This is a genomic window from Microcystis sp. M090S1 (genome assembly GCF_020246295.1).
In the GTDB taxonomy this organism is placed as follows: Bacteria; Cyanobacteriota; Cyanobacteriia; order Cyanobacteriales; family Microcystaceae; genus Microcystis; species Microcystis aeruginosa.
In genome coordinates this window covers 1-10,632 of record NZ_JADBTF010000197.1, presented here as the reverse complement: position 1 = coordinate 10,632, position 10,632 = coordinate 1, and the positions used below count along the sequence as shown (strand labels likewise).

Below are 10,632 nucleotides of genomic sequence, written 5' to 3'. Positions count from 1 at the left end.
TGTGTTTCTGTTCCTTTCCCTAATGGGACTTAGGCGTTTTCGGTCAGCAAAAAAGGCTCAAACCATTACGGGACAAAGGGTTAACCTCGATTTATGATTTTCCTTGATCTATCTGGGTTTCAGCGATTTTGGGCTTCTCGAAGTAAATCCCAAGCGGGGATTGGAGTTGAGGCTTTTCTCGATTTGTTTTTTGTCTAAGTCCCACTAAAACCAGAGACTTTGTACCTCACTATTAAGATAACTGCTTTAAAGTAATAAGGGTGTCCTAGCCCTAGCTAACACACCCGCAGAGACTATTTCTGGTGGCTTGATTTTACCCCAAAAACCCACCACTGCCCAACCCAGCGCAGGGGAGGGACAGGGATAGATTAGACAATGACAATCTGATTATTGGTGATAGCTGGCGTACCAGTAAGGGTTGCGATTCCGAGCAGACTACCAGTAGCGGCAAGGTTTGAGTCATACTGTAAAAGGCCAGTACCAGAATTGTAGATAAATCTGGCAATGTTATTTTCGACTGCTGCTAATTGGTTAAGAGCCAAAGTACCGAGAGGCAATCCACCGAATTGAGCGCTTGTAAATGCCAGAAGATCACCGTCAGCGATGGTAAAATCGGTGATGGTGTCAACGCCCTGATTGTTAGCAGTGTAAGCAAAACGGTCAGCACCAGCGCCGCCGGTTAGGGTATCGGTTCCCACACCACCGATTAGGCTATCGTCTCCATCGCCACCGATTAGGCTATCGGTTCCCGCACCACCGTTTAGGGTATCGCTTCCATCGCCACCGATTAGGGTATCGCTTCCCGATAGACCATTTAGGATATCGTTTCCATTGCCACCGATTAGGCTATCGTCACCATTGCCACCATTTAGGCTATCGTTTCCATCGCCACCATTTAGGGTGTCGTTATCAGGTCCACCATTTAGGGTATCGTTGAACGCACTACCTGTAATGAAATAGGGAGCCATGTTGGAGAGTGGTGAGATCGTAGTTTCATCATCCATGGGCATAGGGTCGATATTTATTGGTTTCGTACCTGCGGCTTTCGTGTACGAAGGACCGTTGGGGTTGATTTTTAGTATATGGGTGCCTGGAACATCAGATCTAACAAAGGTATTGGTACCTGCTGGCAGGGAAAAGTCCTTAGAAGAGGGTGTCTTGTACACGGAAAGGGTTGAGCTAACATTACCAGTCGTTCCGTTGAATAATCTCCAAACCGTAGTGCCGTCAAGGAAAACGCCAATGGAAGTGAGATTATGTGTACCAGTGGCTGTTGTCGACAGGGAAATAGAGGCCTTAGGATTGGCGTCCAAGAACTGGGCAATTGTTACATGTTGACCAACAGTGAAACTAGCGCCCATGGTGGCTTTTTCAAAAGATACGGTAATAGTGTCGGCCATAGTTTTTTCTTTGAATGATATGTTTGTACTTGAGGATTTTGACAATCTTCTCCCCAATTATTATATACCAAGAAAAAAATGCAACCTTTTTTTCTGGGCTTGTTTTCTGAATTGTTGTTAATGGTCAAGTTTTTATCAATTTTGGGTTAATTTTCGGCTGGGTGTGACATAAATCACCCCAGAAATTAAAGTTAATGCTACTGATAGCCAAAAGGCAATCTGAGAAATTAAGTTATATTCAGAAGGCAAGGGAGCAATTAAGAGAGCGATAGCGATAATTTGGCTGACTGTTTTGCTTTTTCCCCACCAATTAGCTCCTTTTATGTCGCTATTTCCTGTTAAATTGGGATTAATGCGCCAACCAGCGATCGCTAATTCCCGAGCGAGAATCAAAAATACTCCCCAAGCAGCAATTAAATCCATTTCAATCAGGGCTAAGAGGGGAGCGAGAACCAGCAATTTATCGACCAAAGGATCGAGAAATTTACCTAATTCGGTGATTTGATTTAATTTTCGCGCTAGATAACCATCGAGCCAATCGGTGCTGGCAGCAATCAGAAAGATAATTAAACTTAACCAGCGATCGATTTCTGTGCCTTGGTGCAACCAGTATAAAATTAATGGCAGTCCCAAGAGTCGCGATAGGGTAATCGAGTTGGGTAGGTTCATTTTTCAGTGATCAGTAATCAGTAATCAGTAATCAGTAATCAGTCAACATTAATCAGTAAAAAGGCAGCTGCGAGCTTGTCGCTTAATACTATTCACTGAAAACTCACACCTGATCACTGATAACTGATAACTGATAACTGATATTTAGCTGGCTAATTTGAGATCGAAATTACTTTGTTTATTGCCTAATTGTCTGAGCCAACGATAATTATAAGTTAAAGCACCTCGCAGGGTGGGATAAACGGCATAATTAACGCCAAATTCTTGGCAAACTTCCGCTAAGATTGGGGCAATTTTGGGGTAGTGAATATGGCAAATTTGCGGGAAAAGATGGTGAACAACTTGATAATTTAATCCCCCTAAATACCAATTTAAAAAAGCATTTTTAGGAGCAAAATCTACGGTAGTTCGCACTTGAAAGATTGCCCATTCGTCTTCGATTTGGTTAGCTGCCGAGGGTTGAATAAATTCGGCGGGTTCCAAAACGTGAGCTAACATAAATACATGACAGGCAAGCACTCCATAGGTCATAAAAGCAATGAGAAAACCGATCGCTATTTCTAGGGGACTATAACCAACTAAGAGAGGAATGCCAATAAACCAAAAGAGATAAACAACTTTTCCGCTCAATAAAACGAATAAATCGATCGGTTTAGGATTGGGAATTTTAATCTCGCCAAAACGATTACAAAAGAGGATGGAGCGCACATCGGAGAATGACCAATAGATAGGAATTATAGCGTAGAGAATCGGGATAAATAAATGTTGATAACGATGATACCATTTATGCTCGGCATGGGGAGTCATTCGCACGATACCATCGCCGTGAATTTCCACATCGTACCCTAAAACATTGGTGTAGGTATGATGGAGATAATTATGACGAAAACGCCAGAGATAACTGGAAGTACCGATGATATAATCGTAGCTCATGCCCATGAGAGAATTAACCCATTTTTTACTAGAATAGCCGCCATGGTTAGCATCATGACCAATGCTAAAACCGATTCCTGCTAATCCTCCTCCTAAAACCATGCAACCAATAATTTTTAGCCACCAGATATCCGGACCAAAAAGCACAAATAGCCAAGCGGCAATTACCCAAGTTAAAATCGTGATCGTCTTCAGGTACATGGCAAAATTATCTCTGGTGGGGATGCCGTTTTCGGTAAAATAAGCATCAACCCGTTTATTCAATTCCTTTCTAAAACCCTGATTTTCGGTAAAAGTTACTCGCATTCCTAATTTTTGTCCTAGAAGTTGATATGACGGCTATTTGTGGCAGCTCAGAGTGAATTTATGGGTCTTGTACTGGTTTGCTAAGGCTGTCTCAGCATAACTGATAATTTCTCATCAGTCCCTCATCTATTGTCAGAGAAAGAGGTGCGCTTGGCAAGGCAATCGCTCAATTTGTTTGCTCCTCTTGCAGAAAATCCTCGGTTTTTACCTAATCAGATATCAGATACCTGTAGCCGGTGATAGAAATGAGCGTTAGGTACTTTTATACTACTATTAAAGCGATTGAAGGCGATCGAGTTTTCTGGTGCGAAGTGCCACAATTAAGAAAATTGATCGATGCGATCGCTGGAAGCGTGGCCGATGATGAAGCGGTGTATTTTTATCTGTGGCAATGGTTACAGAATGATCCTAATAACCAATTAGTCAAGTCTCATTGGATGGTTTTTTTACAATATCGCTCCTGTATGGTAACTCAAAGGGTCTATCAAAATGTTGGCCATCGGATCGATGCTGATTATGACACCCTCTTCTACTATTTGCTGAATTTGCTTTCTACGGCAATCACCAACAATCCTCGCAATTTTTACGGTAACTTTCAGGATAACAAGACCAAACCGGGATTTTTTCGCTTAATCTTAGAAAAATGGACAGATAAAAAATTGAGAAATACTCTCTATAATTTTCTGCGAGGAGAGTATAAAACTATTGGCAGGACTAATCTCGGTATAGTCAGTCTTTTTAGTGCGAATAAAATTCAAAAAGTTTTACGAGCATCGGGTATCTTTAACGAGAATCATCTGCTAATATTTAACTGTTTTCGAGAGGTAAAAAAAGCTTCTCTTAGATCATTGGATAACTGGCAAGAGGAGGATTGGCAACAGGTAATCGATCGCCTACAGCAGTTACAACCGCAAGTTATTCTCACCGTTGAGGAAGTGCAAGCAAAACTCAATCAAATAGGGGAGATAATGCGTAATCATATCGATCCTCCTTACTCTAGATTTGAGCCTACTAATTATGACGATAATAGCAATTACTTTTGGGAAAATCTCTCCAGCAAGAAGCCAAGTAACGATTTACTACAACAGCAAGAAATCCAGGAAGATATTAATAAGTTATTAATCACTCTTGAGGATGAAGTTAAACAGATTGCATATTGTTACTATCATCAAAAGATGACGCAAGCACAGATCGCTAATCGATTGGGAGTTCACTCATCTACTATTAGTCGAGAAATAACCCAATTATGTAAAAAAATTTATCAGCTACTCTGTGCAAGGGAAGGCAAAGATTGTCCTATTTTGTTAAATGAGATTAAATTACAATCTCGGCAAAAACAAGAGATCGATGCTTATCTGGAATATTTTTGTCAGTCCTACTTAACTCAAATCTAATCTGTTAGGAGATACCATGAAAGTCAACCTCGATATTTTGCAACAAATTAACCCGAAATCCCTTTGGCTAACTTTTTCGGAAACAGAGATTAAACAAGCTCGATCGATTCTCGGTCAATACTCTAATCAAACCGCCAAAAATCAGGCTTTGATTAATTACTTGGTGCAAATATGCTTAAGCAATTGGCTGAAAGATAATCTTGATTGTTCCCTTCAAATAATACCTGAAAACCATCAGTATCTTTGGGAGTTTATTAACGGGTTTACTTGGCAAATTCAAGACAAAAAAGTTACCACTATTCCCAGTCAAGCTATTGACATTGAGGGATTGACAATAGAGCAAGAATGGGTTGATATTCCCGATTTAGCGGCAGATTTTTATCTAGGGGTGCAGGTAGATTTAGCAAAAAAATTCCTCAATATCTGGGGTTTTATATCCAGAAAAGATGTTAAAAATCTCGCAGAATACGATCCAATTTACCATCAATATTATTTGGACAGTGAGCAAATTATTGATGATTTAGATATTCTTTGGCAGAGTTGTTTAGAGGGAGAGAGTGAAAAAGGAAAACTCGAATCTTTAGCAAACTTATCGCCAGCAACAGCAGAAAATTTAATTAAAAAGTTAGGTCAAGTTTCACCCTATTCTCCGAGATTAGATATTAGTTGTCAGCAGTGGTTAGCTTTGTTGAATAATCAACAATGGCGAGAAAAACTTTATCAGCAGCGTTTAGAGGTAATCCCCACCAAACTTAGTCAATGGTTGCAGGGAATTATTACCGAAAAATGGCAGGAAATCCTCAGCACTATCGACAATTATCGTCCAATTAATCCGGGTTTTTTGTTGGCTGCTGAAAAAATCAGCAGCCGAGAATCTCTGACAGATATTCAGCGAGAAATTAGACAACTGTATGCTAGTCAAAAAGAGGTGGAATTTTCGGAACATTTAACCCCAGAGGAAGCTTTAGCAAAACTGCAACATCAAACCCAAGATGAAACTATTCGCTGGCAAGCGGCCGAATATCTCTGGAATATCGATCCTCATTATCCTAATGCTGCTATCCGCAAAATGCTCGATGTGGGTAGTCAATTAATGGGTTATAAAATCGCTTTAATGGTGGGAGTTTTATCGACCAGTCACCAGAGAGTTGCTGTCTTAATTCGTGCCTATGCCATGGACAATTTTGCCAAGCTACCCCCCGGTTTATCTTTGCAAATTAGCGATGAAATAGGCCAATTAATCCCCGGTTTAGAAGCAAGAGCAAGGGAGAAACCCTTAGATAGCTATCTACAGCTTTATTTTCTAGCTGATGCCGACGATCGCTTTAATGTTAACCTAAGTTTAGGGGACAGTAGCATTACCGAACAGTTTAGGATTTAATAGAGATAGCAGAAAATGTCAAGGGTAAAGACATGAGCAGAGTTGTGATTCTGAAAATTGGTGATGGCAGTTTTGAAACGGGATTTTCCGTCACTCTAGAAATTCGTGACAATCATCTCTTGATAGCACCTTTTGCTGACGGGAAATTAGTCCCTAACCTTGACATTGCTGCCGCTTTGCAAAATTATCGTCGAGCTTATTATCATTGGGTAGAAAGTCAACCCAGTTTAGGAATTACCGTTCCTCATAGTATGATCACCCATGCAGCGGTAGGTGATCCTAGAGACAACCTCAGAAAAGCCACTCAAACTTTAAAAGATAGCTTAAATGAATGGCTAAATTCCAGTTCTCTGAGTTCGATACAAAATCGTATCTTGTTCCATATAGGTACTGAGTCAGAAGTAAGATTTTTTATCCAAACTACCCACTTTGATTTACAACAAATTCCCTGGGAGTGTTGGAATTTTTTACGGGATTGGTGGAATGATGTGGAAATTGCTCTTACTATCCAGAGAAATCCTCCGATAATTAACCTTACTCCTCCGATTCATGTTTTAGTAATTTTGGGTAATATTGACATCGAAAACGAGCATAATTCCCTGTGTTTATCCAGTTTGCAAACGGCACTAGGAAACCCAGATAAGGTTTATATACAAATATTAAGTCCCAGTTCAGAAGTTCCTCTTTCAACGATAAATATTCACAATGAGTTGATCAAAAATCCATGGGATATTGTAGTTTATTTAGGTCATAGTCAAACCAGTAGCGACGGACATGATGGAGTTTTTATCATTGATAATGATACGGCTTTATCTCCCGAACATAATTTAAGAAATTCCCTAGAAATAGCTGTTAAAAAAGGCTTAAAACTTGTTATCTGTAACTCCTGCGATGGGTTAGGTATTGGTCGTCAGTTGGCTAATATCGGAGTACCCCATATTATTGTTATGAAAGAACCCATCGCTGTGCGGGTTGCTTTGAGATTTCTAGAAGTTTTTCTTCCCAATTTTCTTGAACATAAATCCCTACAGGAATCCTTAACAAGCGCTCGACAAGAATTAAGATTACATGAATTTGAGAAGGATGCTGCTAGTTCTTCTTTACTGCCTCGTTTGATAGAAAATCCTGAAGAACCACCGTTAATTTTACCTTTACCCCCTGAAAATACGGAGGAAAATCACCAAAATAGTTATGAGCAAAGTTGGCCTTTACGTCTATCTAGTCGCTGGAAACAAGCTCTGTTATTTATTTTAAGTCTTCTGGTAACTTTCTCAGTTTTATATTGGGGAGGAGTATTTTCCGATGATGCTAGTAAATACCCAGAAATTAGCCTAGGTGAAGAAATATTATTAAAGACAAACCGACAAGATAACAGTATTGAACGGGGAAGACAAGCTTTTAAAAACAAAGAATATAAACAAGCAATTCAGCTTTTTAAAAAATCCCTCGATCGCTTGCCCAATAATCCAGAGATTCGCATCTATTATAATAACGCTCGTGCGGCTCATCAAGACAGAAATCCCTTGAAAATTGCCACCAGTGTTCCTATTGGTAATAATCCAGAAATTGCTCAGGAAATTTTACGAGGTATTGCTTTATTCCAAGAGGAGTTAAACGATGAACAGGCCAAAAACCCCGATTTTCACTTTCTACAGGTAGTGGTCGCTAATGATAATAATAGTGGCGTAGATGCCAAAGATCGAGCCGAAAAATTTGTTAAAGATCCGTCAATTATAGCAGTGGTTGGTCATAATGCTTCTGCTGCTAGTGAAGCGGCCAAAGATATCTATGTACAAGGGAAAATTGTTGCCCTATCTCCCACCAGCTTTTCCCCGAAAATCTCCGGTAATGGCTATATATATAAAATGGTTCCCGATCTGGAAACTTTTGCCACAACCTTAAGTGAATATATCCGTCAACAAACTGACAAGCTAATTATCCAAAACCCCACTAATTTAATTTGTTACGATAATCGCTCTGGTGATAATTATAACTTCGCTCAAAAATATAGAAACATTCTTCTCGGTCAGCGCTTTCAAAAAGTCATTAAAGATGCAGATTTTGACTGCAATATCGAACCAGAAATTAATTTAGATGAACAGGAAATTTATCAAAAAATCGCTCAATATCAAGTAAATATTCTCATGGTTGCTCCCTATATTGACGATCTGAAAAGAGCCGTCAGTATCTTTAAGCAACGTCCCGCACAACAGTTAAACTTAGTGATTTTAGGTTCCCCCACTTTTCAAAGTTATCTCACCCTTGCAGAAGGTGAACAGGGGGTGGAAAATTTAGTTATCACCGTGCCTTGGTATGATCTCAAACAAGATAATTATATCCACAGTTTTTGGCAAAATAAGATCAATGTTTGGCGCACTCCCATGGCCTACGATGCGACCAAAGTTATCCTCACCGCTTTGCGAAAGTTATACCAACAAGGACAAAAATTCGATCGAGAATCATTAAATCAAGTTTTAAGAAACGATTTTTCTATCGAAGGAATGACTGGCACGGTTAGATTCGATGAAAATGGTGTCCGCAACATGAACAACAATCCTGATGATGGCCGCTACTTGATTCTACAGGTCAAAAAGGGTCGATTTGTCCCCCTCGCTCCCATTAAATCTGCCGGTCCAGTCTAAACCTTCCTATCCTTGTCAAGACTTTTTACAAAAATTAACCTTACCCACTGCATCAAAGTTAGCCATCACTCCTAATTAACAGGTAACACCTCTAGGAGACAAACGGCATGAAATTGTTCAAAAAATTAACCCCAAAAGCCTTGATTTTTTGGCTGATCGGTGATAAGGCAGGAAATTCTCTCCTGGCGATCTGGAATTGGTTGTGGGGTATTCCCATCGAATCCGGCGGCAAAATTGCCGTAGAATCGGCCAAAGAATCCCTAGAATTGATGCAAAAATCTCTAGCGGAATTGACAGAATCGGTGGCGAAAGTAGTAGCGGCCCAGCAATCGGCTCAAGCACAATACGAGGCGAAAAAACAGGAACACACAAACTACTTGCAACAGGCTGTCACCGCTCAAAAAAAAGGTCTTCAAGAAGCGGCAAGACTAGCTATGGTTAAGGTTCTCTCCCTAGAAAAAATTCTACCCGCCATGAAAGATAGGGTCGATAATGCCGAAAAAGTGGTCATTGCTGCTAAGGAAAAACTTCGTAAAGAGCAGGAAAAAATCGAGCATTATAAGTTAGAAATGAGCAACTTAAAAGCGATTAGTTCCATGAATGAGGCTTTAGGCAAAATAAACGAATTTGATAGTAGTCTCAACCTCAATACCTCCCGCGATCGCTTTGAGGATGCCAATGAAGCGATTAACGACCGTTATCGAAAAGAAAACGTTTATAGTGAATTAAGCGAGAACTATAGCGAGAAATTAGCTCAAGAAATCGATTTCTTAAGCCTTGATGACGAAATTAACCGCCGTTTAGCTGAATTCAATCAGCAAAGTTAAGGAGTAAAGCAATGACAAAGACTGGCAAAAAAGCGAGCTTACCGCCAATTTCCTATGTTTTACTGGGGTTGATCGGTTGGTTTCTTTTTCCCCAAATCTCGGCAATATTTGCCCCAAAAGCCGATAATAATCCCCGCATGAGTTACGGCAATCATCTCCTGATCAAAACTAATTCTAACACCGCCAAAGAATCAGCGATCGCTGCTATTGCTCAAGGTGATCACCAAGAAGCAGAGCAACTCCTGCAAAAATCCCTCGCTCAACATCCCAACGATCCCGAAAGCGTAATTTATCTCAGCAACCTGCAAACTGGCTCAAATCCCTTTAAAATCGCCGTTGTTGTGCCAGCAACAACTAATCCCAACGTCGCTCAGGAAATATTGCGAGGAGTCGCCAGCGCACAAACCCAGATCAATCAACAGGGAGGGATCAACGGCAGAAAACTGATGGTTATCGTGGTTAATGACGATAATCAGCCGCAGATATCGAAAGAGGTAGCCAGTGAATTAGTCAAAAATCCCGATATTATCGCTGTTATCGGTCATAATGCCTCCGATGCCAGTTTAGCCGCCGCTCCCATCTACGAAAAAGGCGGTTTGGTGATGATTTCTCCCACCTCCCTGGCTAATAATCTCTCCGGTGCGGGAAATTATATCTTTCGTCTGGTGGCTTCTAACGGCAAAATTACGGAAACCTTAGCAAATTACATAGTAAATACAGCTAAAGTCCAGAAAATTGCTTTTTGCTACGATTCTCAGGCTCCTGATAATGTTTCCTTTAAAGATGAGTTGATGGCTAATGTGGCGAAAAAAGGCGGTCAAATTGTGCCGATTGTCTGTGATCTGAGTGTCCCCAATTTTAAGGCCGATCAAGCCCTTAATCAGGCGATTTCTGGGGGTGCTAACGGCCTATTTGTCGTCGCTCATCGAAAATTTTGGGTCTGAAACCCCGTCGTTCTACGACGGCTTTACTGTTAAATATTAGCACATTTACGAAATATATGCTAAAATGTGAGGTATGGAAAAAGCCTATTCGTTTCGATTTTACCCAACACCCGAACAAGAGTCGCTATTGCGGCGC

Annotated in this window: 9 protein-coding genes; 6 read left to right on the top strand and 3 right to left on the bottom strand. The window is 40.5% G+C overall.

All coding sequences use genetic code 11. From position 1 onward, the window contains the following. Nucleotides 1-368: 368 nt before the first annotated feature. From IM477_RS08925 to IM477_RS08915, 3 genes are all read right to left on the bottom strand, one after another. Nucleotides 369-968, bottom strand: coding sequence for a calcium-binding protein (locus IM477_RS08925; RefSeq protein WP_287731421.1), 600 nt, complete (start codon nt 966-968; stop codon nt 369-371). 567 nt (nt 969-1,535) lie between these two features. After that, nucleotides 1,536-2,069: a CDP-diacylglycerol--glycerol-3-phosphate 3-phosphatidyltransferase gene (gene pgsA / locus IM477_RS08920; protein WP_287627404.1), complete on the bottom strand. Its 534-nt coding sequence runs from the start codon at nt 2,067-2,069 to the stop codon at nt 1,536-1,538. 144 nt (nt 2,070-2,213) lie between these two features. Next, nucleotides 2,214-3,308: a fatty acid desaturase family protein gene (locus tag IM477_RS08915; protein ID WP_287731420.1), complete on the bottom strand. Its 1,095-nt coding sequence runs from the start codon at nt 3,306-3,308 to the stop codon at nt 2,214-2,216. A gap of 245 nt (nt 3,309-3,553) precedes the next feature. Here IM477_RS08915 and IM477_RS08910 point away from each other — a divergent pair, with 245 nt between their 5' ends. The 6 genes from IM477_RS08910 to IM477_RS08885 form a co-directional block, all read left to right on the top strand. Next, nucleotides 3,554-4,702, top strand: a complete 1,149-nt coding sequence (locus IM477_RS08910) for a helix-turn-helix domain-containing protein (protein WP_287731419.1) — start codon at nt 3,554-3,556, stop codon at nt 4,700-4,702. Between the two features lie 16 nt (nt 4,703-4,718). Next, nucleotides 4,719-6,083, top strand: a complete 1,365-nt coding sequence (locus tag IM477_RS08905; protein ID WP_287731418.1) for a DUF1822 family protein — start codon at nt 4,719-4,721, stop codon at nt 6,081-6,083. A gap of 32 nt (nt 6,084-6,115) precedes the next feature. Next, on the top strand, nt 6,116-8,725 hold the full coding sequence (locus IM477_RS08900) for an ABC transporter substrate-binding protein (RefSeq protein ID WP_287731417.1): 2,610 nt from the start codon (nt 6,116-6,118) through the stop codon (nt 8,723-8,725). Nucleotides 8,726-8,832: 107 nt separating this feature from the next. Beyond that, nucleotides 8,833-9,552 (top strand): PspA/IM30 family protein, encoded by a 720-nt coding sequence (locus IM477_RS08895; RefSeq protein WP_287731416.1) that lies wholly within the window; start codon nt 8,833-8,835, stop codon nt 9,550-9,552. 11 nt (nt 9,553-9,563) lie between these two features. After that, nucleotides 9,564-10,496, top strand: a complete 933-nt coding sequence (locus tag IM477_RS08890) for an ABC transporter substrate-binding protein (protein WP_287731415.1) — start codon at nt 9,564-9,566, stop codon at nt 10,494-10,496. Nucleotides 10,497-10,569: 73 nt separating this feature from the next. Beyond that, the coding region (locus IM477_RS08885) for a helix-turn-helix domain-containing protein (RefSeq protein WP_146031629.1) at nt 10,570-10,632 on the top strand (63 nt) is incomplete at its 3' end.

Coding starts and splice junctions, on each gene's coding strand:
- IM477_RS08925 (WP_287731421.1), bottom strand. CDS start 968: ATGGCTCCCTATTTCATTACAGGTAGTGCGTTCAACGATACCCTAAAT.
- pgsA (WP_287627404.1), bottom strand. CDS start 2,069: ATGAACCTACCCAACTCGATTACCCTATCGCGACTCTTGGGACTGCCA.
- IM477_RS08915 (WP_287731420.1), bottom strand. CDS start 3,308: ATGCGAGTAACTTTTACCGAAAATCAGGGTTTTAGAAAGGAATTGAAT.
- IM477_RS08910 (WP_287731419.1), top strand. CDS start 3,554: ATGAGCGTTAGGTACTTTTATACTACTATTAAAGCGATTGAAGGCGAT.
- IM477_RS08905 (WP_287731418.1), top strand. CDS start 4,719: ATGAAAGTCAACCTCGATATTTTGCAACAAATTAACCCGAAATCCCTT.
- IM477_RS08900 (WP_287731417.1), top strand. CDS start 6,116: ATGAGCAGAGTTGTGATTCTGAAAATTGGTGATGGCAGTTTTGAAACG.
- IM477_RS08895 (WP_287731416.1), top strand. CDS start 8,833: ATGAAATTGTTCAAAAAATTAACCCCAAAAGCCTTGATTTTTTGGCTG.
- IM477_RS08890 (WP_287731415.1), top strand. CDS start 9,564: ATGACAAAGACTGGCAAAAAAGCGAGCTTACCGCCAATTTCCTATGTT.